This is a genomic window from Bradyrhizobium sp. USDA 4501, from assembly GCF_054062115.1.
Genome location: NZ_JBSSEX010000001.1, coordinates 2,718,302 through 2,742,556, shown reverse-complemented (window position 1 = coordinate 2,742,556; position 24,255 = coordinate 2,718,302). Strand labels below are relative to the sequence as shown.

Genomic DNA, 24,255 nt, shown 5'->3' with positions numbered 1-24,255 from the left:
GCGCGATGAGCTCATTTTCATCGCGCTTTTGCTCTTTGTTTGAGCATGATCTCTTCGGAAACCCGCTTCACACTTTTCCGGATCATGCTCTGGATCAACGGTTTTTCAGAACTTCGACGCCCGGCAGCGGCTTGCCTTCCATCCATTCAAGAAACGCGCCGCCCGCGGTCGAGACGTAGGAAAAATCGCCGCCCACGCCCGCCTGGTTCAGCGCCGCGACGGTGTCGCCGCCGCCGGCGACCGAGATCAGCTTCCTGGCCTTGGTGCGTTCGGCGGCATGTTTGGCCGATACCACGGTGCCGCGGTCGAACGGCGTCAGCTCGAAGGCGCCGAGCGGGCCGTTCCAGACCAGCGTCGCCGCGTCGTCAATCGCGGCATGGATGCGCGCGATCGATTGCGGACCGACGTCGAGGATCATGCCGTCGGCCGGGATCGCATCGAGGCCATAGGCATGGGACGGCGCGTTGGCGGCAAACTGGTTGGCGACGACAGCGTCGACGGGGAGGATGATGGCGCAGTTGGCCGCGTTGGCCTTCTCCATGATCCGCAGCGCGGTCGGGGCAAGATCCTTTTCGGCGAGCGACTTGCCGACGGCGACGCCCTGCGCGTGCAGGAAGGTGTTGGCCATGCCGCCGCCGATCACCAGCGCGTCGACCTTGCTCACGAGATTTTCCAGGAGGTCGATCTTGGTCGAGACCTTGGCGCCGCCGATGATCGCGATCACCGGCTTGGTCGGCGCTTCCAGCGCCTTGCCGAGCGCATCGAGCTCGGCCTGCATGGTGCGGCCGGCATAGGCCGGCAGCTTGTGGCCGAGGCCTTCGGTCGAGGCGTGGGCGCGATGCGCGGCGGAGAAGGCGTCGTTGACCCAGATGTCGCCGAGCTTGGCGAGCTCTGCAACGAAGCCGGCGTCGTTCTTCTCTTCCTCCTTATGGAAACGCGTGTTTTCCAGGCAGAGGATGTCGCCGTCCTTGAGGGCCCCGACAGCGGCGGCCGCGGGCTCGCCGATGCAGTCCTCGGCGAAGGCCACCGGGCGCTTGATCACTTTCGACAGCGCTTCCGCGACCGGCTTCAGCGATTCCTTGGGATCGCGTCCCTTGGGGCGGCCGAAATGGGCCAGCAGGATCACCTTGCCGCCCTTGTCGGATATTTCGGTGATGGTGGGGGCCACGCGCTCGAGCCGGGTGGCGTCGGTGACGCGGCCATTTTCCATGGGGACGTTGAGGTCGACGCGCAGCAGCACGCGCTTGCCCTTCACGTTGACGTCGTCGAGGGTGCGGAACGATTTTGTCATGGGGGGTGTCGAACTCCTGGGGTCATTCCGGGGCGATGCGGAGCATCGAACCTCAGATGCGCAATTGCGCATCGGGGAATCTCGAGATTCCGGGTCTGGTCCTGCGGACCATCCCGGAATGACGGAGCGGCAAACACGCAGATGCCCGGCGGTGAGCCGGGCATCGCGAACAGTCGAACTTAAACCAGCTTGCCGATCGCGACGGCGGTGTCCGCCATACGGTTCGAGAAGCCCCACTCATTGTCGTACCAAGACATCACGCGCACGAAGTTGCCGTTCTGCACCTTGGTCTGGTCCATGTGGAAGGTCGACGAGTGCGGATCGTGGTTGAAGTCGATCGAGACGTTCGGCGCGTTGGTGTAGCCGAGGATGCCCTTGAGCTGCTGCTCGGACGCACGCTTCATCGCCTCGTTGATCTCCTTGGCGTCGGTTGCGCGCTTGGCGACGATCTTGAGGTCGATCACGGAAACGTTCGGGGTCGGAACGCGGACCGAGACGCCGTCGAGCTTGCCCTTCAGCTCCGGCAGCACGAGGCCGATCGCCTTCGCGGCACCGGTCGAGGTCGGGATCATCGACATCGCCGCAGCGCGGCCGCGATAGAGATCCTTGTGCAGGGTGTCGAGCGTCGGCTGGTCGCCGGTATAGGCATGGATCGTGGTCATGAAGCCGGTCTCGATGCCGACGGTGTCGTTCAGGACCTTGGCGACCGGCGCGAGGCAGTTGGTGGTGCAGGAGCCGTTCGAGATCACCAGGTGATCCTTGGTCAGCGTGTCGTGGTTGACGCCGTAGACGATGGTGGCGTCAGCACCGTCGGCGGGCGCCGAGACCAGCACGCGCTTGGCGCCGGCTGTGAGGTGCGCGGAGGCCTTGTCCTTCGCGGTGAAGATGCCGGTGCATTCCAGCGCGACGTCGACGCCGAGCGCCTTCCACGGCAGCTTGGAGGGATCGCGCTCGGCCGAAACCTTGATCTTGTTGTCGCCGAGGCTGATCGTGTCGCCGTCGACCGTGACGGTGCCGGGGAAGCGGCCGTGCACGGAATCGAAGCGCAGCAGGTGTGCGTTGGTCTCGACCGGGCCGAGGTCGTTGATGCCGACCACCTCGATGTCCTTGCGGCCGGACTCGGCGATGGCGCGCAGAATGTTGCGGCCGATACGCCCAAACCCGTTGATCGCGACGCGGATTGCCATGCTCGTCTCCTCTAATGCTGTTGTCAGCCCCGCGGGAGCGCTCCCACGAGGTTTTTACGGCGGAACGCCCGGTTCGGCCGGGCGCGTACGGAAAAGATGGAGCTTAGGTAATCCTTTTTTGCGACAAGCTCAACCTTGGCCGACAGGTGTCAGGCCAGCGTCAGACGCGCTTCGTGGCAGCGTTAACGACGGCTTCAGCAGTAATGCCGAAATGCGGGAAAAGGTCCTTCGCCGGGGCGCTGGCGCCGAATCCGTGCATGCCGATGAATTCGCCGTCATGGCCGATCACGGCATCCCAGCCCCAGCGCACCGCGGCCTCGATCGCGATCTTGACTGGGGCGTTGCCGATAATGGCATTTTGCCGTTCGGCGGGCTGTGCCAGCAGCAATTCCAGCGACGGGACCGAGACCACCCGCGTCGCGATGCCGCGTCCGGCGAGCTGCTTCTGCGCCTCGACCGCGATCTGGACCTCGGAACCCGACGCGAACAATGACACTTTTGCGTCACCCTGCGCCGCGACCAGCTCATAGGCGCCGTGGCTGCACGGGTTGTCGTTCGGCGCCGTGGTGCGGAGCTGCGGCAGGTTCTGGCGAGTCAGCGCCAGCACCGTCGGTCCGTCGACGCGGTTGAGCGCCAGTTCCCAGCACTCGGCGGTCTCGACCGCGTCACAGGGACGGAACACGCGCATGTTGGGCATCGCGCGGAGCGCGGAGAGATGCTCGACCGGCTGGTGCGTCGGGCCGTCCTCGCCGAGGCCGATCGAGTCATGGGTCATGACATAGACGACGCCGGTGCCCATCAGCGCCGACAGCCGCATCGCGCCGCGCGCGTAGTCGGTGAATACCAGGAAGGTGGCGCCGTTCGGCGCGAAGCCGCCATGCAGGAAGATGCCGTTGAGGCACGCCGCCATGCCGTGCTCGCGGACGCCGTAATGGATGAAGCGACCCTTCGGCGTCTTGGCGCCGAACGCCGTCGCCGACTTCGCCTTGTTGTTGTTGGAGCCGGTGAGGTCGGCGGAGCCGGCGACGAATTCCATCGGCATCGCAGCCGCAATCACCTCGATCGCGGCTTCCGACGATTTGCGGGTCGCGACGTTGAGCGGATTTTCCAGGAGTCCCTTCTTGAAGGCGCGCAGCCCCTTGGCGAGCGACTGCGGCCGCTCGTGGCGAATGCGGCGTTCGAACTCGGCGCGCTTGCGGCTGCCGAGCTGCGCGAACTGCTCGTCCCAAGCCTTGTGCTCGGCGGCGCCGCGGGCGCCTGCCTCGCGCCAGGCCTTCAGCACATCGTCGGGCACCGAGAACGGCTCGAGCGAGATGCCGAGCTTCTCCTTGGCCGCCTTGAGCTCGTCGGCGCCGAGCGCTTCGCCATGCGCCTTGGCGGTGCCGGCCTTGTGCGGCGCGCCGTACCCGATCGTGGTCTTGCAGGCGATCATCGAGGGCTTGTTGGATTTCTGCGCGCGGGTGATTGCAGCGGCAATCGCCTGCGGATCGTGGCCGTCGATCAATTCGGCGGCCCAACCTGCGGACTTGAAGCGCTTCACCTGATCGACGGAATCGGAGATCGAGGTCGGGCCGTCGATCGAGATGCCGTTGTCGTCGTACAGCACGATCATCTTGTTGAGCCGCCAGACACCGGCGAGCGCGATCGCTTCCTGCGAGATGCCCTCCATCAGGTCGCCGTCGGAGGCGAGCACATAGGTGTGGTGGTTGACGATCTTCTTGCCGAACTCGGCGGCCAGCATCTTCTCGGCGAGCGCCATGCCGACCGCGGTCGCGATGCCCTGGCCGAGCGGACCGGTGGTGGTCTCGATACCCTTGGTGTGGAAGTTCTCGGGGTGTCCCGGCGTCAGCGATCCGAGCTGGCGGAAATGCTTGAGCTGGTCGAGCGTCATGTCCTTGTTGCCGGTGAGGTACAGCAACGAATAGAGCAGCATCGAGCCATGGCCGGCCGAGAGCACGAAGCGGTCGCGATCGGGCCACGCCGTGTCGGCCGCATCGAATTTCAGGAATTTTGTGAACAGGACGGTCGCGATGTCGGCGGCGCCCATCGGCAGGCCGGGATGGCCGGAATTCGCCTTTTCGACGGCGTCCATGGCAAGGCCACGGATCGCATTGGCCATACGGGTGTGATCGACCTGCGTCATGATGAAAAGTCCGCCTAAAATGAGGAGCTGATGCTGGACGCATCGGGCGGGCAGCCGCGATACGCGCGTGGATGGCCTTACGGGTTGGGGGGTGCATTAGCACCTCAATTCCGCAAGTCCAAGGCGATGGAACGCCTCAAAACGGGGAAAAGTTGCCCGAAATCGCCTATTTCATTCAACGGTGCATAGTTCTCCGCCGCCGTTGCGCTGGGCTCGCTTGCCACGTAAATTTCGTCCCGTAAACGCTTGCCGAACCGCCTGTTTTGCCGTGCGGCAGGCCTGTCTTCCGCAGGCTACCAAGCCAACCGACTTGAAAGGTCCACGCCGCGTGTCATGAGTGATCGTCTCGCCAACGGGTCTGGCAATACCGAGGCACCGCTTGCCGATATCGATGCTGCGACAAAGCGGCTGATGGCTGCGCTTGATGCGCTGGAGAGCTCGGTGGAGCGGCGCCGCGAGGCCGACCGCGACGAGAACGAATTGGCGAGCCGCATCCAGGCGCTCGGCGCCGATCGCTCCAGGCTTGCCGACGAACTCGACGGATCGCTGGTGAAGACGCGCAAGCTCGAGCGCGCCAATCGCGAGATCGCGGAAAAACTCGACGCGGCAATCGGCAGCATTCGCGCCGTGCTCGACGGCGGAGACAGCAGATGAGCCACATCAACGTCACCATCAATGGCCGGCAATACCGGATGGCCTGCGAGGAGGGCCAGGAGGTGCGGCTCCTGAAGCTCGCGGAAAATCTCCAGCAGCGCGTGGAATCGCTGCGCGGCAAGTTCGGCGAAATCGGCGATGCGCGGCTGACGGTGATGGCGGCGCTCACCGCCTGCGACGAACTGGTTGACGCCAGCGCACGCATCCGCAGCCTCGAGGAAGAGGTCGAGCAGCTGCGCAACGCGCGCGTTGCCGCCATCGACCGCGCCCGCGCGACCCAGACCGCGGTCTCCAACGCGCTCAACGCCGCCGCGGAGCGGATCGAGCGCACCACGCAGGTGCTCAACCGCACCATCGGCGGCGGCATCGCGATCGGGTGATCTATATTTTCCGGCATCGGGTGATCTTATCCTCCCCTGGAGGGGGAGGATCGACGCTCATGAAATGAGCGGCGAGGTGGGGTGACGGTCTTTCCACACGTGTAGCGCCCGCGTTGAGAGATCACCCCACCCCGGTTCGCATTCCGCTACGCTTCATGCGTACCGACCCTCCCCCTCCAGGGGAGGGTGGAGAGAAGTGCATGAGTCTCGGCTGCGTCTTCCTTACCGCTGGCGGATTGGGGCAACGATGGCTAGATTAGCCCCCGCGAAGCTGCGTCGTGCGTCAGGAGCCATATATCCCCGGGGCCTTATCGATCCTTTAGGGAACTGTCCCTGGCCGGGTCCGTGGACCCGGACATATGGTGCCCACCTACTTTCGTAGGGAACTCCGGGATCGAGCGCTCCAACGGCCTCTGCGGCTTCGCACTGATTTTTGCTGTTGCCTTGTCGTCGCGCTGCGGCGGTTGAATTGTCTAGCAGTGTTGTGCCCCGCGATACGGGGCGTCCAGCGCGCCGCGGCCTGGCCTTAACGAAAGCTAGCGTCTCTGGGATGATGGATCGTCCGTTGTCGCGGACGACGACAGCGGAAGATGGATCATGCACGCATCTCCATCGAAGGCCGAGCTCCGGGCACTTGCTCTCGCCAAGCGCGATGCGCTGAGCGACGAGCAGCGCGCGACGGCTGCCGAAGCGCTCGCCAAGCGCGGCGCGCCGTTCGAGATCGCGCTGGGCATGATCGTCTCGGGCTATGCGCCGATCCGCAGCGAGCTCGATCCGGCGCCGTTGATGAAGAAGCTTGCCGACAGGGGCGCGCGGCTCGCGCTGCCCTGCATCAATGCGCGCGGCCAGTCGCTGACCTTCCGCAGCTGGTCGCCGCAGGACCGGCTGATGCTTGGGCCGCTCGGCATTCCCGAGCCGTCGCCGGCCGCCGCCGAGGTGCATCCGGACGTGATGCTGGTGCCGCTCGCGGCATTCGACAAGCTCGGTCACCGCATCGGCTACGGCGCCGGTTATTACGACTATACCTTCGCGCATCTGCGCAAGGCCAAGCATGTGATCGGGGTCGGACTTGCCTTTGCTGCACAGGAAACCAAGGCGATTCCGGCGCTGTCGCACGACGTCCCGCTTGATTTTGTGCTAACGGAGCGCAAGACGTTCGATTTCCGGAGTAGCTAGCCTTGCGAATTCTCTTCGTTGGTGACGTCGTCGGCAGGACCGGCCGCACCGCCATCGCCGACCACCTTCCCGGCATGATCAGGGACTGGTCGCTCGATCTCGTGGTCGTCAATGGCGAGAATTCCGCCGGCGGCTTCGGCATCACCGAGGCGATCTATCAGGAGCTGCTCGACGCCGGCGCCGATGCGATCACGCTCGGCAACCACGCCTGGAATCAGAAGGAGGCGCTGGTCTTCATCGAGCGCGCGCCGCGCCTGATCCGCCCGCTGAATTTTCCGCGCCATTCGCCCGGCCGCGGCGCCACGCTGGTCGATACCAAGAGCGGCAAGCGCGCGCTGGTCCTCAACGCGATCGGCCGCGTCTTCATGGAGCCGTCCTCGAACGATCCGTTCAGCGCCATCGAGCGCGAGCTCGAGGCCTGCCCGCTGCGCGAGGGCTGTGATGCCATCGTGCTCGATTTCCATGCCGAGGCGACCAGCGAGAAGCAGGGCGTCGGCTTCTTCTGCGACGGCCGCGTCAGCCTCGTGGTCGGTACCCATACCCACGTGCCGACCGCCGATCATCAGGTGCTGCCGGGCGGCACCGCCTATATGAGCGATGCCGGCATGACCGGCGACTATGACTCGGTGATCGGCATGCAGAAGGAGGAGCCGCTGCAGCGCTTCCTCACCGGCATTCCCTCCGGCCGTTTCGAGCCGGCGGGCGGCGTGGCAACACTGAGCGGCATCGCGGTCGAGACCGACGATGCGACCGGGCTCGCGGTGAAGGTCGCGCCGGTGCGCGCCGGCGGGCGGCTCGAGCCTGCGGTGCCGGGGTTTTGGGTGAAGTGAGGTTGCCGTAGCCCGGATGCAGCGAAACGAAATCCGGGAATCTCTCCGCGGTCGCATTGATCCGGATTGCGCTTCGCTGCATCCGGGCTACGAACTACGACTGCCGAAAACCCATCCGGAATGCGCCCCAGTGGCGGCCGTTCACGACGATCGGCGATGACAGGTCCTTCATCAGCACGAAATTGCCGCCGCCCATGTCGCGGCGATAGGTCTGCAGCAGGAACGGTTTTTTGTTGGCTGCGACCTTGCTCACCGCGCGGTCGTTGAACAGGCGGCGGTTGCGGCAATTGGCGTTGTTCCAGACCGGGTCCGGCCCCTGTGGCTGCCGGTAGTTCGGATTGTGGGTCGGCAGATAGCCGCTGCGCGCCCAGGCGACGCAGAACACGATGCGCGGATCGCTCTTCTGGATCGGATCCTGGATCGCGGGCAGCACGCGGTCGGTGAAGGCGACGTAGTCGGTCAGGTACTGCTTCGGATTGGTGCCGGCGATCTCGCGATAATTCTCGTCCATCAATTGCGCGAGCGTGACCTCGCCGCGCGCCACGGCATTCTCGAACAGCTCCGAGATCTGCCTTGCGGTGTCGATCACGACGCGGATCAGCGGCGTGTCGCTGGTCTGCACGCCGCTGTCGGCGATGGTCACGATCAGGCTCTCGGAGAGCTCGAGCAGTTTCGCGACGCGGCTGTCGGCGTGCTTGAGGTCGCGCGAGGAGAGATCGACGCCCTTCGCCAGCTCGTTCAGCTCCGCGATCACGCTGTCGCAATGGCCGAGATTGGATGTCGCGGCGCGCGCCACGCTGCCGATCTCGGCGCCGACGGATGAGAAGCCTTCCTGCACGCGCATGATGATGCCCGAAATCTGCTGGGCGCCTTCGCCGGCGCTTTTGGCGCGCAACGAGGCATCGCTGCTCTCGCCGATCAGGCTGCCGATCTGGCCGTCGAGATCGCGCACGGTGTCGGAAATCTGATGCGTCGCCTGGCGGGTTGCTTCCGCAAGGTTCTTGACCTCGCTCGCGACCACGGCAAAGCCGCGGCCGGCATTGCCGGCGCGCGCCGCCTCGATGGTGGCGTTGAGCGCCAGCAGATTGGTCTGCTTGGCGATTGCCTCGATCGAACCGGAAACCTTGGCGACCTGGCTCAGCGCGGAGCCGACCGCGGCGAGCCGCGCCTCGATCCGTCCGACCGCCGCGACGAGCTCCGCGATATGGCTGACCGCCGTCTCGACCGCATGGCGCGACTCCGCGATCTGGCCGACCGCGGCGGATGCGGTCGTTTGCACCGCCTGCGATGCGTTGGCGATGTCGTGATTGGCGGCGACCATCGTCTCGGCCGTCGTCTGCAAATGATGGAAGCGCTCGGACTGGCTGCTGACGCGGTTCGCGACCTCCTGGACGTTGCCGGCGATGTCGGCGAGTTCCACCCCCAGGCCGCCGATGCGGTCGGCGAGCTGGTCCACCAGCCGCTCGGCCAGCGTTCGGTCCGATGACGTATCCAGAACTGCAAGCTGCGCGGCCGACATGTCGACGCTTCCTCCGTTACAGCGGCCCGTCGGCCGCCGCAGCATTCCCCATTCCAACCCTAAAGCGTGATTCGCGCTGCCGGTCTTGCCTGAGCGCGCACTCGGGCCTTTTGTCGCTACGAAGCGTTCAAAGCTTGTAGGCGGTGCGGAACCCGCCCCAGTGCCGGCCGCGCACGCGGATCGGTACGTCGATCTCGCGCATCATCACCGTGTTGCCGCCTCCCATGTCGCGCGCATAGGTCTGGATCAGATAGGCGCGCTGGTTGCGGCCGGCGGCGAGGCCCGCGGCGTCGTTGAAGATGCGGCGGTTGCGGCTGTTGGCGGTGTTGTAAGCCACGTCGCCCGGCCGCTGCGGCTGCGAGTAGAGCTTGTTGTGGACCGGCAGATAGCCGTTCTGGTCGATCATCACGCAGAATGCCATCCGCTTGTCCCTGGCGAGGAATGCGTCCTGGAACGCCGGCAGGGTGCGCTCAGCCCAGTCCAGCATTTTGGTGCGGTACTGCACCGGGTTGGTGCCTGCAATCTCGACATAGTCGGTGTCGAACATGTCGGCGATCGTAATCGCGCCGCTCGCCAGCCCGTTCTCGAACATCTTGCCCAGCGCGCTGCCGGCTTCGATCGCGCGGGTGACGAGCTCGGCGTTCTCCTCGTGGATCGCCCACATCCGGTCTTCGATTTTTTCGCGCAGCTCGGCGGTTGCCGCCTCGAAGCGGGCCTGGCTGCCTGCCTTGGAGCGCTCGCCGATCCGGATCCGGCAGGCGCCGATCTCCTGCAAGGTCGCGTTCAGGGTCTCCTGCGCCGGCAGCTTCCCGGCATCGGGTCCGCCGATCAGGATGCCGTCCATCGCGATCTCGTAGACCGGCGCGGTGATGATGCCGCGCGCGGTCGTGATCTCGATCTTGAGGCTGCAGGGCAGGCGCTCGTTCTTGCGCGGATCGCCGCGCTCGTCCTGGCGCAGCAGCACCGCGCAGCGCGCTTTCAGCTTCTGGGCGAAGGCGGTCACCGCCTTGCCGGCCCTGGCGACATTGTCGCCATGCGCGGCGGCTTCGCGCGTTGCACTGTCGATCTCGCCGGCGCTGGTGCCGACCGAGACGATGAAGTGCGAGGCGGAGGCGGCGTTCTGGCCCATCTCGCCGGTGATTTCATTCTGCTCGGCAACCGCGCCGTTGACGTTCTCAAACACCGGGCGGATCTTTTCGATCGCCTGGGAGATGCGGTGCACCGCGTCGGCCGATCCGGTGGCGTCCTTCTGCAACGCCTCGATCTTGCGGGTGATCTCCTCGGTCGCGCTCTGGGTCTGCACCGCCAGCGCCTTGACCTCGGTTGCGACCACCGCAAAGCCCTTGCCGGCGGCACCGGCGCGCGCCGCCTCGATCGTCGAGTTCAGCGCGAGCAGCGTGGTCTGCCGCGCGATCTGTGCGATCAGATTGACGACGTTGCCGATCGCGGCCGAGGATTCGCGCAGGCGATCGACATTGGCGGTGGCCTCGCGCGCCGCGGCCGCGGCGTCGTCGGCGAGCTGGCTCGCGCTGCGCACCTGCGCCCCGATGCCCTCGGCGGAATGGGTGAAGCGGTCGGCGGCTTGCGAGAACGTCGTCGCGGTGCTTTGCGCATCGCTGCTGCGGCCGGTCAGCGCATCGGTGCGGGCGCGGATCGTGGCGAGCTTGGCAGCCGTTGCCTCGGCGCCGTCGGCGACCGAGCTCGCGGCGCGTTCGAGCTGGCGGATCATCGCGCCAAGCTCGAGTTCCAGCAATTCCAGGATCTCCTTGGAGGAATCCTTGGCCGAATCAGTCTCGGTCGAGACCTCAGGGGCTGCGGCCGCGGTTGGAACCTGCGGCGCGACGGCCGGCGCAGCCGGCTCCGGCACTTGCTTTCGAAACAAACCGAACGCCATGTGGGCTCTTTGGGGCTGTGGAAAGTTGCGGCGGGACGGGGCGATCCTCGCATCCGGGCATGAAGTCATGGTTAACAAGTGCCTCATATTCCGGCTTGCGGTAGTATTCCTCCGCCGGACGGCCCCGGCGATCCTTTGATTTTGACCGTGAGGGGCCTATAAGGCCGCGTTTTCCATCCCTGTTCAGACCCTAAGCTCCGAAGAGACGTCGCATGGCCGGCCATTCCCAATTCAAGAACATCATGCACCGCAAGGGCCGGCAGGATGCCCAGAAGTCGAAGCTTTTCGGCAAGCTGGCCCGCGAAATCACCGTGGCGGCCAAGCTCGGCACCCCGGACCCGGCGATGAATCCGCGGCTGCGCGCCGCCGTGGTCGCGGCCCGCGCCGAGAACATGCCCAAGGACAATATCGACCGTGCCATCAAGAAGGCCGCGGGCAATGAGGGCGAGAACTATGACGAGATCCGCTACGAGGGCTATGGCCCCGGCGGCGTCGCCGTCATCGTCGAGGCGCTGACCGACAACCGCAACCGCGCCGCTTCCGATATCCGCTCCTTCTTCACCAAGTCGGGCGGCAATCTCGGCGAAACCGGCTCGGTCGCCTTCATGTTCGACCGCACCGGCATCATCGAATACGACGCCAAGGTCGCCTCCGACGACGCCATGCTGGACGCCGCGATCGAGGCCGGCGCCGACGACGTGGTCTCCAGCGAAGGCGGCCACGAGGTCTACGCCTCGCAGGACACTTTCCGCGAAGTCGCAAAAGCGCTGGAAGCGAAGTTCGGCGAGCCGCGCAAGGCGGCGCTGACCTGGAAGCCGCAGAACACCGTTTCGGTCGACGACGAGACCGGCGAAAAGCTGCTGAAGCTGATGGACCTGCTCAACGAGCATGACGACGTGCAGAACGTGTTCGCCAATTTCGAGGTGTCCGACGCGCTGATCGCGAAGATGGGCGGCTAGTCGCTTGCACTGCTGTCGTCGCCCGGCTGGACCGGGCGACCCAGCATTCCAGAGACATGCATTTGATCCGAGAAGCCGCGGCGTACTGGATCCCCCGCTCCCGTGCGCAATTGCGCACTAGGCGGGGATGACAAGTGGGTCGAGTACGACGACCGCGGCAGGGGATGAGGCTCCGTTTGTGTTTCGTTCTCCCGGCGCAGGCGGTATCACTAGCCCATGACATCCCAGCCGATTCGCTCTCCCGTCCGCATCATCGGTATCGATCCGGGTCTCCGCCGCACCGGCTGGGGGGTGATCGAGACCGAAGGCAATCGTCTCGTCTATATCGCCTGCGGTTCGGTCGAGCCGCCGGACGATCTGCCGCTGGCGAGCCGGCTGCTTGCAATCCATGAGGGGCTGGCCGCCGTGCTCGGCGATTACAAGCCTGCGGAGGCGGCGGTCGAGCAGACCTTCGTCAACAAGGACGGCGTTGCCACCCTGAAGCTCGGCCAGGCGCGCGGCGTCGCCATGCTGGCGCCCGCAATGTTCGGTATCTCGGTCGCCGAATACGCGCCGAACCAGGTCAAGAAGACCGTGGTCGGCGCCGGACATGCCGAGAAGAACCAGATCCAGGTGATGCTGAAGATCCTGCTGCCGAAAGCCGAGCCGCCGTCCGCCGACGCCGCGGACGCGCTCGCGGTCGCGATCACCCACGCCCATCACCGCCAGAGCACCGCGCTGCGGCTCAGGGTGGCGAGCCTATGATCGGCAAGCTGAAGGGCCTGATCGATTCCTATGGCGAGGATTACGTGATCCTCGACGTCGGCGGCGTCGGCTATCAGGTGCACTGCGCGGGCCGCACGTTGCAGGCGTTGCCGTCGCCAGGCGGCGCCGCCGTGCTCTCGATCGAGACCTATGTCCGCGAGGATCAGATCAAACTGTTCGGATTTCGCACCGATCATGAGCGCGAATGGTTTCGCCTGCTGCAGACCGTGCAGGGGGTCGGCGCCAAGGTCGCGCTCGCGGTGCTCGGCACGCTGCCGCCGACCGATCTCGCCAACGCCATCGCGCTGCGCGACAAGGCGGCGGTGGCGCGGACGCCGGGAGTCGGGCCGAAGGTCGCCGAGCGCATCGTCAGCGAATTGAAGGACAAGGCGCCAGGCTTTGCCGATGTCGATCCCGCGGTGGTGCAACTGTCAGGCGCGATCGACAACAACCGCGCGCCGCGTCCTGTCACCGACGCGATCTCGGCGCTGGTCAATCTCGGCTACGGCCAGCCGCAGGCCGCCGCCGCCATCGCCGCCGCCTCGCGCAGCGCCGGTGAGAAGGCCGAGACCGCGCAGCTGATCCGGCTGGGGTTGAAGGAACTGTCGAAGTGATCAGTGGATTGGAGCGCCTCTGTTCTTCACCTCGCCCCGCTTGCGGGGAGAGGTCGGATCGCATCGCAGATGCGATCCGGGTGAGGGGGTACAGGTCTCGACACACATTGCGCTCGCGGAAGGAGCCCCTCACCCCAACCCTCTCCCCGCAAGAGCGGGGAGATGGAGAACAATCTCGTGTTAGTCTCGCATCATGAATACGCCCTCGCGCATGGTCTCGCCTGAACGCCGCTCCGACGATGTCGGTGACACCGCGCTGCGGCCGCAGTCGCTGACGGAGTTCGTCGGTCAGGCCCAGGCGCGCAAGAATCTCTCGATCTTCATCGAGGCTGCGAAGAAACGCGGCGAGGCGCTCGATCACGTGCTGTTCGTCGGTCCCCCCGGCCTCGGCAAGACCACGCTGGCGCAGATCGTCGCGCGTGAGCTCGGCGTTGGCTTTCGTGCCACCTCCGGCCCTGTCATTGCGAAGGCCGGCGATCTCGCGGCGCTGCTGACCAATCTCGAAGAACGCGACGTGCTGTTCATCGACGAGATCCATCGCCTCAGCCCGGCGGTCGAGGAAGTGCTCTATCCCGCGATGGAGGATTTCCAGCTCGACCTGATCATCGGCGAGGGTCCGGCGGCGCGCTCGGTCAAGATCGAATTGTCGAAGTTCACGCTGGTCGGCGCGACGACGCGCGCAGGCCTGCTCACCAATCCGTTGCGCGACCGCTTCGGCATTCCGATCCGGCTCAATTTCTACACCGAGGAAGAGCTCGAGAAGATCGTCACCCGCGGTGCCCGCGTGCTCAATATCGGCATGAGTCCTGATGGCGCAAATGAGATCGCGCGCCGCGCCCGCGGCACGCCGCGCATCGCCGGCCGCCTGCTGCGCCGGGTGCGCGACTTTGCCTCCGCCGCCGATGCCGATTCCGTCGACCGCGGCATCGCTGACCGGGCGTTGAGCGCGCTCGAGGTGGACAGCGTCGGGTTAGACGCGATGGACCGGCGCTATCTCACCACCATCGCGTTGAACTATGGCGGCGGGCCGGTCGGCGTCGAGACCATGGCGGCGGCGCTGTCGGAGCCGCGCGATGCGATCGAGGACATCATCGAGCCCTATCTGATCCAGTGCGGCTATCTGCAGCGTACTCCGCGTGGCCGGCTCCTGACCTCGCATGCCTTCCGCCATCTCGGCCTCGCCGAGCCGAACCGCGACCCCTCGCAGTTCGGCCTGTTCGGCGGCAATGGCGACGAGGATTGACGCATGATCCGGAAGAGCGCGAAGCGGTTTTCATGCTCGAACAAAAGCCCTCCGCTCTCGAAGACGTGAAGAGACGTGTTGATGCGGCGCGTCGCGCCGCCGGTAACCTTGCCTGCTAACCATTGCGGCATCTCTGCAGGCCGTCTGCACAAGCACGGCCCAATTTCGCTCCAATCAAAGGGCCTATGATAGCCCAGAGTGTTTTCGACAAGCGCCAGGCATCACCGATCAGACGTCCATGATTTCACGTCGTCATTTTCTGCGCGGGTTCGGCGGATTGACCGCCGCCACCGCTTCGACCGCGGCCTATGGCTTGAGCGAGCCGGTCGTCCGCCTCGCGCTCACGCGCTACGATCTGTCGCCGCGGCAATGGCCGGCGGATTTTCCGCTCAAGATCGCCGCGCTCGCCGACATCCACGCCTGCGATCCCTGGATGTCGCTCGATCGCATCGCTGAGATCGTCGAGCGGACGAACGGTCTGAACCCCGACATCATCGTGCTGCTCGGCGACTATGTCGCCGGGCTGCGCCACGTCACCCGCTTCATTCCGGCCTCCGACTGGGCCGCGGTGCTGAAGGGCCTGAAGGCGCCGCTCGGCGTACACGCCGTGCTCGGCAACCACGACTACTGGGAAGACAAGGCGGTACAGCGCCTGGGGCGCGGCATCCCGCTCTCGCGCCGCGCGCTGGAAGGGGCGGGGATTCCGGTCTACGAGAACGACGCGGTGCGGCTCGCCAAGGACGGCCGTCCGTTCTGGCTCGCCGGTCTCGGCGACCAGCTCGCCTTCATGGCGGCGCGGCCCTATCGCCAGGTCACGCGCATCGGCGTCGACGATCTCAACGCGACGCTTGCCAAGGTCACAGACGACGCGCCGGTGATCCTGCTCGCGCATGAGCCCGACGTCGCGCTCCGGGTGCCCTCGCGCGTCGCGTTGCAGCTGTCCGGCCACACCCATGGCGGACAGGTCCGGCTGCTCGGCTGGTCGCCGGCTGTACCGGTGAAGCACGGCATGCGGCTCGCGTATGGCCATATCAAGCTGAAATGCGACGTCGTCGTCTCCGGCGGCCTCGGCTGCAGCATCATGCCGTTCCGCCTCGGCGTGCCGCCCGAGATCGTGCAGGTCACGCTCGGCGCAAAGGGGCCAGTGGTGTCCTGAGCGCGCTTGCGTGGGCGAGAGCTGCGCATCGGATGCGGGCCGACGGCGGTTCCGTCGAAAGTAACTGCTGTATCCGTTCCGGTTCCGGAGTGGCGCCTTTCGACATGGCCGCGATGAAGGATGGTAAGTTGCCGCATATTTCTGTGGGCGGTACCCTTCACCCTAAGGTAGCGGGAGGGATTGCGCAAAATGCAGGATTGGTATCCCAAGAAGCTCGTCGTCGGCGTTCAGGGGACGACAGGCACCTACGAGTTCATGAAAACCGTTTTCGGCCGGGAGCAGCCGTTCCGTTACGCCGAATTTGGAATCTACATGGCGGATACCGCAAGAAACGTCTGCCAGCTGTTTCCCGAGTGTGAGCTGCATCTTTTCGATTTCAACGATGCGGTCCAGCGCGCGGAGACAAAGCTCAGCGCCTACCCCAACAAGATCTCATATTTCGGCAACACTCAGAAGTTCAACGATTCCTACAACTGGTCTCTCATGAAGCTGATCAGGCAGTATGAGGGCGCTCCGATCTATGATTATTGCTTTCTCGACGGCGCGCACACGGTCGCAGTCGACGCTTTGAACTACTTCTTGTGCGACAAACTGCTCAAGGTTGGCGGTTACATGGATTTCGACGACTATGAATGGCGTCTGAGGGGATCGTCACTCGATCCGACGAAAATTCCGGCAATCGGCGATCAATATACCGATGAGCAGATCGACGCTTTTCAAGTCAAGATGATCGTTGACGACCTGGTCAGAACAGATCATCGGTACCAAGAGGTCGTCAGAAACAAGGTATTCCAGAAGGTCGCCTGATCCAGATCGCCAGCCGATCCCAAGATTTCCCGACCGTGCTTGCGTCGGCCGGCGATTTTGCGCAATACGAACCAAAGTCTTGCGCAATCGGGGGCTGCAAATGACCTCACCCATTCTCGACGGCCAGATCCGCGACGGCCGCCACCATATGCAGGTCCGCGTCTATTACGAAGACACCGATTTTTCCGGCATCGTCTATCACGCCAATTACCTGCGCTTCATGGAGCGCGGCCGCACCAATCATCTCCGCCTGATGGGCGCCGAGCAGCAGGCGCTGTTCGATGAAGCGCAGGAGGAGACCGGCGGCTTCGCCTTTGTCGTGCGCTCGATGACGCTCGACTTCCTCAAGCCGGCGCGGATGGACGACGTGCTCGACGTCGTGACCTGGCCGATCGCGGTGAAGGGCGCCTCCATCATGCTCGCTCAGGAAGTCCGGCGCGGCGATGACGTGCTTGTGAAGGCCGAGGTCCGCGTCGCCTTTCATCAGCGGCGGCCGCGCGCAGCCGATCCCGAAGGCTATTCGCGCGCTGATGAAGGCCGATCTGGCTTAGAGCGTTTTCGAGCGAAGTGGGTACCGGTTCGCGTGAAGAAAACGCGTCAAAACACGAATCCGGAGCCCCGTTCCGATACAATCGGAACGGAATAGGCTCCAACTATCGGGCGATAGGAAACGCCCCATCGACTCTTTGGGACGCAGCGCTAGATTGCGCTGTAAACAACGAGGGATCGCCAATGTCACGCCCGCCGCTGCCACCCTTCACCCGCGAGACCGCCGCGCAGAAAGCGCGCATGGCGGAGGACGCCTGGAATTCGCGCGACCCGGTTCGGGTTGCCGGCGCCTATACCGAGGACAGCCGCTGGCGTAACCGCTCCGAGGTGTTTCAGGGCCGCGAGGCGATCGTGGCCTTCCTGACCCGCAAATGGGAAAAGGAGCAGGAGTATCGCCTGATCAAGGATCTCTGGGCGTTCGACGGCAACCGCATCGCGGTCCGCTTCCAGTACGAATGGCACGATGCCGGCGGCAACTGGTTTCGCTCCTACGGCAACGAGCAGTGGGAGTTCGACGAGCACGGCCTGATGCGCCGCCGCGAGGCCTCGATCAACGACATCGCGATCTCGGAGAAGGACCGCCGCTTCCATTGGCCCGCCCCGGGTCCGCGTCCGGCCGACGTGCCGGGCCTGGGGCAGGAGCCGTTCTGATCGGCTCTCCGTAGCCTTGTAGCCGGATGGAGCGAAGCGAAATCCGGGACGATCTCTCCTGTTGTGCGGTCGATCCCGGATCGCGCTGCGCTCCATCCGGGGCTACGGGTCGTTGTGGTGACTCATCGAAAACGTTTGCGCGTCTCGAAGAGGGCTGATTTATGCTGGTCGGCGATTGCAACCTCACCGCGTCTGCCGGATCTCATTACATGCCAAATAATCGTTCTGCCGCCGTTGCGCTCGCAGGCTTCCTCCTCGCGACCGTCTTCATAGCCGTTGCTATCCAGCCAAGCGCAGCGAGGAATGAAATGCGCGGGGCCGATACTTGGGGGCGATGTTCAGACATCAGCTCGAGAGGTGTTGGAGGAGACCTCCACGCGTCGGAAGCGATGCAGCAGGTGTAAGGGTTGAGTTTATAATCGAGCTGACGCGAGAGGGCAGGCTCGATGGGCAACCTGTGGTGTTGCCAGGGAGCAAGCCGGCCACATCAGACTATGCTCAGGCTTATCAAAACAGTGCGCTGCGAGCGATCACTGAATGCCAGCCGTACACGTTGCCGGCGGAATACTACGATGAGTGGAAGAAATTCCAGCCAGTCTTCATGGACGCGCCGCCTCCAGCCACACGAAAGGGGGAGCCAGGGATGAGCTCTCCAACACCCGCAAGCTTTCGATTTGCCGAGGATGCTGACCGCGGCACCCCTTCACCTCGCCCCGCTTGCGGGGAGAGGTCGGATCGCATCGCAAGATGCGATCCGGGTGAGGGGGTACAGGTCTCACCGCATTCGCAACTCGCGGAAGCGGCCCCTCACCCCAACCCTCTCCCCGTAAGAACGGGGAGAGGGAGAGAAGACTGTGCCTCCGTCGTAAGAAGCCCTACGCCGCCGCCTTATGCCGCGCGATCTCGGCCTTGTAGAGTTCGAACTCCTCCGCGATCGCCTTCGCGACCGAGGGACGGGCGCGCAGGCGCTCGTAATAGGCCTTCAGCGCCGGCCATTTCGCGAGCTCGACCGGCGGCGTTGCCATGGTCCAGTTGATCACGGTGACGAGATAGGCGTCGGCGACGCTGAAGTGATCGAGCAGGTAGTCGCGGCCCTTCAGGTGCTCCTCGAGATAGTCGAGCCGCGAGACGTATTTCTCCACGGCATAGGTCTTGGCCTCCGGCGGCGCCTTCTTGTCGAGCAGCGGCAGGAACAGGCCCTTGTGCAGCTCGGTGCCGATGAAGCACAGCCATTGATGCAGCTTTGAACGCTCGGCGTTCGACGCCGTGCCGATGCCGGCGCGCGGAAACTGGTCGGCGACATATTGCAGGATCGCGGCGTTCTCGGTCAGCACGACGCCGTCGTCGGTGCGCAGCGTCGGCACCAGGCCGAGCGGGTTGACCTTGTTGAAGTCGGAGCCGTCGTTGCGCACCGCCTTGGTCTTCGGATCGACCTCGAGATAGTTGGCCGGCTGGCCCGCTTCATAGAGCGCGACGCGGGTCGCCATCGAGCAGGCGAGGGGCGAGAAATAAAGGTCCATGGGTGCCTCCAGTGTCTGGCGCGGGTGTCCGGCCGTTGTTGATTTTTGTACTGTCTTGGATAATATTGGCGGCGTCAAGGAATTAGATGCGAAATGGTACAAAAAAATAAGAGGCCGCCAACTGCTGCCAAAATCGCGGGGCCGGTCACGCCGAAGCGCCGCGGGCGGCCGCGCGCGTATGAGCCCGATGTCGCGCTCGGCAAGGCGCTCGATCTGTTCCGGCGCGACGGCTTCGCCGCGACCTCGCTCGATGATCTGAGCGCTGCGACCGGCATGAACCGGCCGAGCCTCTATGGCGCGTTCGGCGACAAGCGCGAGCTCTATATCAAGAGCTACCAGCGCTATCGCGACGACGCGCGCGCCGCGATGGTCGATATCTTCCGCGCCGACGCGCCGCTGCGCGAGCGGCTCGAGCGCATCTATCGCATCGCGCTCGACATCTATCTGTCCGGCGAGTCCGGCCCGCGCGGTTGCTTCACCGTGATGACGGCGGCGTCCGAGGCGGTGTCGGATCCGGACATCCGCACCATGGTGGTCGAGGGCCTGACCGAGCTCGACAAGGCGTTCGGCATCTGCTTCCGCCATGCCAGGGAACGCGGGGAACTGCCCGAGGAGACCGATCCGGCGTCGCTGGCGCATCTGGCGTCCGCCACCATCCACACCATCGCGATCCGCGCCCGCGCCCGCGTGCCGCGCAAGGAGCTCGAGGCGATCGTGAAGGGCGCCATCGACGTGCTGTGCGGCGCGAAATAGCCGCGCAAATTTTCTCGCCGGGCAAATGTCGGGCGCTGGCTTTCCCGCCCGTCTTCCGTAAGGTCCCCCCACTCACGGAAGCGGAACATCATGGGAAAAGTCAGGACTTCAGCATTCTCGGTATCGATCGACGGATTCGGCGCGGCGCCGCGTCAGAGTCTCGAAAATCCATTCGGCGAAGGCGGCATGGTGTTGCCCGGCTGGTTCCTCCAGACACGGACGTTCCGCCAGACATTCGGCCAGGACGGCGGCACCACCGGCCTCGACGACGAGATCGCGCGCAAGTCGATGGAGGGGATCGGCGCCTGGATCCTGGGCCGCAACATGTTCGGCCCGATCCGCGGGCCGTGGCCGGATCATGCCTGGAAAGGCTGGTGGGGCGACAATCCGCCGTACCACACGCCGGTGTTCGTGCTGACCCATCACGCGCGGCCCGACATCGAGATGGAAGGCGGCACGACGTTTCACTTCGTGACCGACGGCATGCTCGCGGCGCTGGAGCGGGCGCGCGCGGTTGCCGGTGACAAGGACATCCGCGTCGGCGGCGGCGTCTCGGTGGTGCGTCAATTCCTGCAGGCGCGTCTGCTCGACGAGCTGCAATTGGTGCTGCCGCCGGTCGTGCTCGGCGCCGGTGAGAGTTTGTTCGCGGGCCTCGATCTGCCTGCCCTCGGCTACGCCGTCGTCTCGCATGTCGCGAGCCCGCACGCGACCCACGTCACCTTCGCGCGCAAGGCGTCTTAGTCATCCGTGCATCTTGTCCGTCATTGCGAACGAAGCGAAGCAATCCATGTCCCCGCGTATGCGGAAGGATGGATTGCTTCGTCGCTTCGCTCCTCGCAATGACGCTCAGGCGTGATTCCGCATCGCCGGTTTCGTAGCCCGGATGGAGCGTAGCGCAATCCGGGAGCGGTTTGTCCGGCGCAAAGAACCCCGGATTTCGCTTCGCTGCATCCGGGCTACGCGCCGGTGCTAATACCCCCGCTTGCGATCGACGAGGTTCTCCAGCGCGCCGCCGGCCTCGAAGCGCGCGATCTGCTGCGCGACATATTTCGAGATCTCGTCGGCGTCGGTGTCGGCGGCGTTGTGCGGCGTCAGCACCACCTTCGGATGGCTCCAGAACGGGCTCGCCTCGGGCAGCGGCTCGGTCTCGAAGACGTCGAGCGAGGCGGCGCCCAGCGTGCCTTCATCGAGCGCGCGCAGGATGTCGGCCTCGTTCTGCAGGCCGCCGCGGCCGGCATTGATGATGACGGGCGCGCCGAGCGGGCTGTTGCGGTTCAGCTTCGCGAACGCGTCGCGGTTGAGCACGTGCCTTGTGTCCGGCGTCAGCGGCAGCAGGCAGACCAGGATGTTGGTCTCGCGCAGGAATGCGTCGAGCCCGTCCGCGCCGTGATAGCAGGCGATGCTGTCGATCCGCTTCTCGCTGCGGCTCCAGCCGACGACGCGGAAGCCGAGCGCGCGCAGTGCCTGCGCCGCGGCGGCGCCGAGCGTGCCGAGCCCCATGATGCCGACGGTGATCGCGCTCGCCGCCCACTGATAGTCCGGCGCCCAGCGCTTCACCCGCTGCGACTCGCGCAAATAGAGCTCCTGGCGGTGATGCATCAGAACGTGCAGCACGACATATTCGGTCATGCGGTCGGTGAGATCGGAGACCGCGACCCGCACCAGCGGCACGTCGGGCAGCGAGCGATCAGCCATCAGCGCGTCGACCCCGGCGCCGAGATTGAAGATGACGCGCAGGTTCTTGAATGCCGCGAGCTCGCCCGGCTTCGGCTTCCACACCGCGGCGTAATGCACCTCGGCGGGATCGAGCGCGCCGTCCGGCAGCAGCACCACGCGGCGGTCCGGGCAGACCGCGTCGAACCGCGCCTTCCAGCGCCCCGACGACCAGTTTTCCGAGCCGCCATTGATCAGCAGCGCGAGCGCGCCCTTACCCATCCCGATACCTCCAACGTCTATGTGATGCATGTCACAGAGCGGGTCCGGCCCGCTCATATGTCCTGCCATCAACAGGGGAGAACTTCCATGCGCAAACTGATCCGGGCGTCGGCTTTCGTCCGTGCCGCCGGGCGCCACGGCCCACGCCCGTGCTCGTAAAACGCTGACACGCCGGCTGAGGCTCAACCGACCGTTGCTCCAACGCAGCGCGAGGCCCGGTCGGCCCGATCGCAGGCTCAGGCGCAACCCGTGGCGTCTCCGCGGCAGCAGGCGTCCCCGTCCGATGACGAGGAGCCACGTCCGCCATCGCGAGAGCGATGAAGCCAAGGCGCGCTGGATCGCCGCCCGCTACGGCGTCTATCGGCAACCGCACGTTCATCGCCGCCGCGACAAACGTCCCGTCCGTCGAAGCGCGCCATGGAGCCGCGATCAAGATCCACCGTTGGCATCCGGAACCTAAATTTCTTTCGCGCCCCCTGTCGGCAGCGGGCATAATCGTTCGTTCTTGCAATGAACGGAGATGCCTTTTCGATGCTGTACGCCATCCTCTGCTATCATGACGAAGACATGGTCGGCTCCTGGAGCAAGGAACACGACGCCTCCGTCATGCAGAAACTGTCCATCGTGCAGGACAAGCTCGCCAAGCAGGGCAAGCTCGGCCCGGTGGCGCGGCTGTTGCCGACCACCGCGGCCACCACGCTGCGCAAGGAAAACCCGCCGCTGGTGCTGGACGGCCCGTTCGCCGAAACCAAGGAACAGCTGCTCGGCTTCTATCTGGTCGAGGGCACGAACCTCGACGAGGTGCTCGACATCGCGCGCGACCTCGGCGAGGCCAATCCCGGCGGCACCTATGAGATCCGCCCGGTCGGCTACTTCAATCAGGGAGGTACCAAGGCGTGAGCGTGACCGACACCGCCTGGATCGATGCTGCGTTGACGTCCGCGCGTCCCCAGGCGGTCGGCGCCCTGCTGCGCTACTTCCGCAATCTCGACACCGCCGAGGAGGCGTTCCAGAACGCCTGCCTGCGGGCGCTCAAGAGCTGGCCGCAGAACGGCCCGCCGCGCGATCCCGCGGCGTGGCTGATCATGGTCGGCCGCAACGTCGCGATCGACGAGGTCCGCCGCAACAAGAAGCAGCAGCCGCTGCCCGACGACGACCAGGCGATCTCCGACCTCGACGACGCCGAGGACGAGATCGCCGAGCGGCTCGACGGCTCGCATTACCGCGACGACATCTTGCGGCTGCTGTTCATCTGCTGTCACAAGGATCTGCCGGCGACGCAGCAGATCGCGCTCGCGCTGCGCATCGTCTCAGGTCTTACGGTGAAGCAGATCGCGCGCGCCTTCCTGGTCTCGGAAGCCGCGATGGAGCAGCGCATTACGCGGGCCAAGGCGCGCGTCGCCGATGCCGACGTGCCGTTCGAGACGCCTGGCGCGGTCGAGCGCAGCGAGCGGCTCGCCTCGGTCGCGGCGATGATCTATCTGATCTTCAACGAGGGCTATTCGGCGAGCGGCGACACCGCCGAAATCCGCGCGCCACTGTGCGAGGAGGCGATTCGTCTCGCCCGCCTGCTGCTGCGGCTGTTCCAGAGCGAGCCGGAGATCATGGGGCTGACGGCGTTGTTGTTGCTGCAGCATGCCCGCGCCGAGGCGCGCTTCGATGCCGATGGCCAGGTGATCCTGCTCGACGACCAGGACCGCAGCCTGTGGAATCAGAAGCAGATTGCCGAGGGCCTCGCGCTGATCGACAAGGCGATGCGCCACCGCCGCAGCGGGCCGTATCAGGTGCAGGCGGCGATCGCAGCGCTGCACGCCCGTGCGGAAAAGCCCGAGGATACCGACTGGACCCAGATCGATCTGCTGTACGGCGCGCTCGAGGTCATGCAGCCGTCGCCGGTGATCACGCTCAACCGCGCCGTCGCGGTCTCCAAGGTGAAGGGGCCGGAAGCCGCGCTCGAGATGATCGAGCCCTTGGCGCCGCGGCTTGCCAATTACTTCCATTATTTCGGCGTCCGCGGCGCCTTCCTGATGCAGCTCGGCCGCAACGAGGACGCCCGCATCGCCTTCGACCGCGCCATCGCGCTCGCCAACACCACCGCCGAAGCCGCCCACATCCGCATGCATATCGACCGCCTGATGCGCGACAGCCAGCCGCACAACGCGAAGGCGAAGTAGCGGTCAGCAACAGCGCACCGGCATACTCGCTGCACCTCCCCCGCGAGCGTGCGCAGGGCTATCGCATATGGCTGGC

22 protein-coding genes, 1 other RNA gene and 1 pseudogene are annotated in these 24,255 nt (G+C 65.3%); 17 read left to right on the top strand and 7 right to left on the bottom strand.

The window, feature by feature from the left end:
* Positions 1 to 94: 94 nt before the first annotated feature.
* The 3 genes from ACVWZM_RS12400 to tkt all read right to left on the bottom strand — a co-directional run bounded on the left by ACVWZM_RS12400 (position 95) and on the right by tkt (position 4,621).
* Entirely contained in the window at positions 95 to 1,291 is a 1,197-nt protein-coding gene (locus ACVWZM_RS12400; RefSeq protein WP_141341967.1) for a phosphoglycerate kinase, read from the bottom strand.
* Between the two features lie 179 nt (positions 1,292 to 1,470).
* On the bottom strand, positions 1,471 to 2,478 hold the full coding sequence (gap, locus tag ACVWZM_RS12395; RefSeq protein WP_253592869.1) for a type I glyceraldehyde-3-phosphate dehydrogenase: 1,008 nt from the start codon (positions 2,476 to 2,478) through the stop codon (positions 1,471 to 1,473).
* A 160-nt stretch (positions 2,479 to 2,638) separates the two neighbouring features.
* On the bottom strand, positions 2,639 to 4,621 hold the full coding sequence (gene tkt, locus ACVWZM_RS12390) for a transketolase (protein ID WP_076825019.1): 1,983 nt from the start codon (positions 4,619 to 4,621) through the stop codon (positions 2,639 to 2,641).
* Positions 4,622 to 4,954: 333 nt separating this feature from the next.
* Between tkt and ACVWZM_RS12385 the strand changes: the two genes are divergently transcribed.
* From ACVWZM_RS12385 to ACVWZM_RS12365, 5 genes are all read left to right on the top strand, one after another.
* Entirely contained in the window at positions 4,955 to 5,275 is a 321-nt protein-coding gene (locus tag ACVWZM_RS12385) for a DUF4164 domain-containing protein (protein WP_018269681.1), read from the top strand.
* Complete coding sequence (locus tag ACVWZM_RS12380) at positions 5,272 to 5,655, top strand: cell division protein ZapA (protein ID WP_028332812.1); 384 nt, start codon at positions 5,272 to 5,274, stop codon at positions 5,653 to 5,655. Before ACVWZM_RS12385 ends, ACVWZM_RS12380 begins: the two co-directional genes overlap by 4 nt.
* Before the next feature lie 265 nt (positions 5,656 to 5,920).
* Positions 5,921 to 6,081: non-coding RNA, 6S RNA (ssrS, locus tag ACVWZM_RS12375), on the top strand.
* A 171-nt stretch (positions 6,082 to 6,252) separates the two neighbouring features.
* Positions 6,253 to 6,831 (top strand): 5-formyltetrahydrofolate cyclo-ligase, encoded by a 579-nt coding sequence (locus tag ACVWZM_RS12370; protein WP_456853335.1) that lies wholly within the window; start codon positions 6,253 to 6,255, stop codon positions 6,829 to 6,831.
* Between the two features lie 2 nt (positions 6,832 to 6,833).
* Complete coding sequence (locus ACVWZM_RS12365) at positions 6,834 to 7,661, top strand: TIGR00282 family metallophosphoesterase (protein WP_253624978.1); 828 nt, start codon at positions 6,834 to 6,836, stop codon at positions 7,659 to 7,661.
* A gap of 94 nt (positions 7,662 to 7,755) precedes the next feature.
* On the opposite strand, the gene ACVWZM_RS12360 is transcribed toward ACVWZM_RS12365, so the two are convergent.
* Both ACVWZM_RS12360 and ACVWZM_RS12355 read right to left on the bottom strand, forming a co-directional pair.
* Positions 7,756 to 9,180 (bottom strand): methyl-accepting chemotaxis protein, encoded by a 1,425-nt coding sequence (locus ACVWZM_RS12360; RefSeq protein WP_456853333.1) that lies wholly within the window; start codon positions 9,178 to 9,180, stop codon positions 7,756 to 7,758.
* Between the two features lie 127 nt (positions 9,181 to 9,307).
* The gene (locus tag ACVWZM_RS12355) at positions 9,308 to 11,074 is read right to left on the bottom strand and encodes a methyl-accepting chemotaxis protein (RefSeq protein ID WP_456853331.1); all 1,767 of its coding nucleotides are present in this window, start codon (positions 11,072 to 11,074) and stop codon (positions 9,308 to 9,310) included.
* A gap of 212 nt (positions 11,075 to 11,286) precedes the next feature.
* Between ACVWZM_RS12355 and ACVWZM_RS12350 the strand changes: the two genes are divergently transcribed.
* From ACVWZM_RS12350 to ACVWZM_RS12315, 8 genes and pseudogenes are all read left to right on the top strand, one after another.
* Complete coding sequence (locus ACVWZM_RS12350) at positions 11,287 to 12,033, top strand: YebC/PmpR family DNA-binding transcriptional regulator (RefSeq protein ID WP_028332817.1); 747 nt, start codon at positions 11,287 to 11,289, stop codon at positions 12,031 to 12,033.
* Positions 12,034 to 12,249: 216 nt separating this feature from the next.
* A complete protein-coding gene (gene ruvC / locus ACVWZM_RS12345; protein WP_028343970.1) occupies positions 12,250 to 12,777 on the top strand; it encodes a crossover junction endodeoxyribonuclease RuvC in 528 nt (175 codons plus the stop codon).
* Positions 12,774 to 13,391 (top strand): Holliday junction branch migration protein RuvA, encoded by a 618-nt coding sequence (gene ruvA / locus ACVWZM_RS12340; protein ID WP_057016205.1) that lies wholly within the window; start codon positions 12,774 to 12,776, stop codon positions 13,389 to 13,391. The genes ruvC and ruvA overlap by 4 nt, the downstream gene beginning before the upstream one ends.
* Positions 13,392 to 13,584: 193 nt before the next feature.
* On the top strand, positions 13,585 to 14,634 hold the full coding sequence (gene ruvB / locus ACVWZM_RS12335) for a Holliday junction branch migration DNA helicase RuvB (RefSeq protein WP_253604533.1): 1,050 nt from the start codon (positions 13,585 to 13,587) through the stop codon (positions 14,632 to 14,634).
* 238 nt (positions 14,635 to 14,872) lie between these two features.
* Complete coding sequence (locus ACVWZM_RS12330; protein ID WP_141341961.1) at positions 14,873 to 15,790, top strand: metallophosphoesterase; 918 nt, start codon at positions 14,873 to 14,875, stop codon at positions 15,788 to 15,790.
* Positions 15,791 to 15,979: 189 nt separating this feature from the next.
* Positions 15,980 to 16,597 (top strand): hypothetical protein, encoded by a 618-nt coding sequence (locus tag ACVWZM_RS12325; protein ID WP_076825032.1) that lies wholly within the window; start codon positions 15,980 to 15,982, stop codon positions 16,595 to 16,597.
* 100 nt (positions 16,598 to 16,697) lie between these two features.
* Positions 16,698 to 17,148: pseudogene (gene ybgC / locus ACVWZM_RS12320) on the top strand (tol-pal system-associated acyl-CoA thioesterase).
* Between the two features lie 181 nt (positions 17,149 to 17,329).
* Complete coding sequence (locus tag ACVWZM_RS12315; RefSeq protein ID WP_057016209.1) at positions 17,330 to 17,797, top strand: nuclear transport factor 2 family protein; 468 nt, start codon at positions 17,330 to 17,332, stop codon at positions 17,795 to 17,797.
* A gap of 875 nt (positions 17,798 to 18,672) precedes the next feature.
* On the opposite strand, the gene ACVWZM_RS12310 is transcribed toward ACVWZM_RS12315, so the two are convergent.
* Positions 18,673 to 19,317: a glutathione binding-like protein gene (locus ACVWZM_RS12310; RefSeq protein WP_456853329.1), complete on the bottom strand. Its 645-nt coding sequence runs from the start codon at positions 19,315 to 19,317 to the stop codon at positions 18,673 to 18,675.
* A gap of 93 nt (positions 19,318 to 19,410) precedes the next feature.
* Between ACVWZM_RS12310 and ACVWZM_RS12305 the strand changes: the two genes are divergently transcribed.
* Together ACVWZM_RS12305 and ACVWZM_RS12300 are read left to right on the top strand one after the other, a co-directional pair.
* Entirely contained in the window at positions 19,411 to 20,070 is a 660-nt protein-coding gene (locus ACVWZM_RS12305) for a TetR/AcrR family transcriptional regulator (protein ID WP_229192761.1), read from the top strand.
* A 90-nt stretch (positions 20,071 to 20,160) separates the two neighbouring features.
* A complete protein-coding gene (locus tag ACVWZM_RS12300) occupies positions 20,161 to 20,811 on the top strand; it encodes a dihydrofolate reductase family protein (RefSeq protein WP_456783565.1) in 651 nt (216 codons plus the stop codon).
* 228 nt (positions 20,812 to 21,039) lie between these two features.
* Here ACVWZM_RS12300 and ACVWZM_RS12295 read toward each other — a convergent pair whose 3' ends face one another.
* Positions 21,040 to 22,005: a 2-hydroxyacid dehydrogenase gene (locus ACVWZM_RS12295; protein ID WP_456853326.1), complete on the bottom strand. Its 966-nt coding sequence runs from the start codon at positions 22,003 to 22,005 to the stop codon at positions 21,040 to 21,042.
* Between the two features lie 531 nt (positions 22,006 to 22,536).
* Between ACVWZM_RS12295 and ACVWZM_RS12290 the strand changes: the two genes are divergently transcribed.
* Positions 22,537 to 22,905, top strand: a complete 369-nt coding sequence (locus ACVWZM_RS12290; protein WP_456853324.1) for a YciI family protein — start codon at positions 22,537 to 22,539, stop codon at positions 22,903 to 22,905.
* Positions 22,902 to 24,179, top strand: a complete 1,278-nt coding sequence (locus tag ACVWZM_RS12285; RefSeq protein WP_253624968.1) for an RNA polymerase sigma factor — start codon at positions 22,902 to 22,904, stop codon at positions 24,177 to 24,179. The genes ACVWZM_RS12290 and ACVWZM_RS12285 overlap by 4 nt, the downstream gene beginning before the upstream one ends.
* The last annotated feature ends 76 nt before the right edge of the window (positions 24,180 to 24,255 follow it).

Coding starts and splice junctions, on each gene's coding strand:
- ACVWZM_RS12400 (WP_141341967.1), bottom strand. CDS start 1,291: ATGACAAAATCGTTCCGCACCCTCGACGACGTCAACGTGAAGGGCAAG.
- gap (WP_253592869.1), bottom strand. CDS start 2,478: ATGGCAATCCGCGTCGCGATCAACGGGTTTGGGCGTATCGGCCGCAAC.
- tkt (WP_076825019.1), bottom strand. CDS start 4,621: ATGACGCAGGTCGATCACACCCGTATGGCCAATGCGATCCGTGGCCTT.
- ACVWZM_RS12385 (WP_018269681.1), top strand. CDS start 4,955: ATGAGTGATCGTCTCGCCAACGGGTCTGGCAATACCGAGGCACCGCTT.
- ACVWZM_RS12380 (WP_028332812.1), top strand. CDS start 5,272: ATGAGCCACATCAACGTCACCATCAATGGCCGGCAATACCGGATGGCC.
- ACVWZM_RS12370 (WP_456853335.1), top strand. CDS start 6,253: ATGCACGCATCTCCATCGAAGGCCGAGCTCCGGGCACTTGCTCTCGCC.
- ACVWZM_RS12360 (WP_456853333.1), bottom strand. CDS start 9,180: ATGTCGGCCGCGCAGCTTGCAGTTCTGGATACGTCATCGGACCGAACG.
- ACVWZM_RS12355 (WP_456853331.1), bottom strand. CDS start 11,074: ATGGCGTTCGGTTTGTTTCGAAAGCAAGTGCCGGAGCCGGCTGCGCCG.
- ACVWZM_RS12350 (WP_028332817.1), top strand. CDS start 11,287: ATGGCCGGCCATTCCCAATTCAAGAACATCATGCACCGCAAGGGCCGG.
- ruvC (WP_028343970.1), top strand. CDS start 12,250: ATGACATCCCAGCCGATTCGCTCTCCCGTCCGCATCATCGGTATCGAT.
- ruvA (WP_057016205.1), top strand. CDS start 12,774: ATGATCGGCAAGCTGAAGGGCCTGATCGATTCCTATGGCGAGGATTAC.
- ruvB (WP_253604533.1), top strand. CDS start 13,585: ATGAATACGCCCTCGCGCATGGTCTCGCCTGAACGCCGCTCCGACGAT.
- ACVWZM_RS12330 (WP_141341961.1), top strand. CDS start 14,873: ATGATTTCACGTCGTCATTTTCTGCGCGGGTTCGGCGGATTGACCGCC.
- ACVWZM_RS12325 (WP_076825032.1), top strand. CDS start 15,980: ATGCAGGATTGGTATCCCAAGAAGCTCGTCGTCGGCGTTCAGGGGACG.
- ACVWZM_RS12315 (WP_057016209.1), top strand. CDS start 17,330: ATGTCACGCCCGCCGCTGCCACCCTTCACCCGCGAGACCGCCGCGCAG.
- ACVWZM_RS12310 (WP_456853329.1), bottom strand. CDS start 19,317: ATGGACCTTTATTTCTCGCCCCTCGCCTGCTCGATGGCGACCCGCGTC.
- ACVWZM_RS12305 (WP_229192761.1), top strand. CDS start 19,411: ATGGTACAAAAAAATAAGAGGCCGCCAACTGCTGCCAAAATCGCGGGG.
- ACVWZM_RS12300 (WP_456783565.1), top strand. CDS start 20,161: ATGGGAAAAGTCAGGACTTCAGCATTCTCGGTATCGATCGACGGATTC.
- ACVWZM_RS12295 (WP_456853326.1), bottom strand. CDS start 22,005: ATGGGTAAGGGCGCGCTCGCGCTGCTGATCAATGGCGGCTCGGAAAAC.
- ACVWZM_RS12290 (WP_456853324.1), top strand. CDS start 22,537: ATGCTGTACGCCATCCTCTGCTATCATGACGAAGACATGGTCGGCTCC.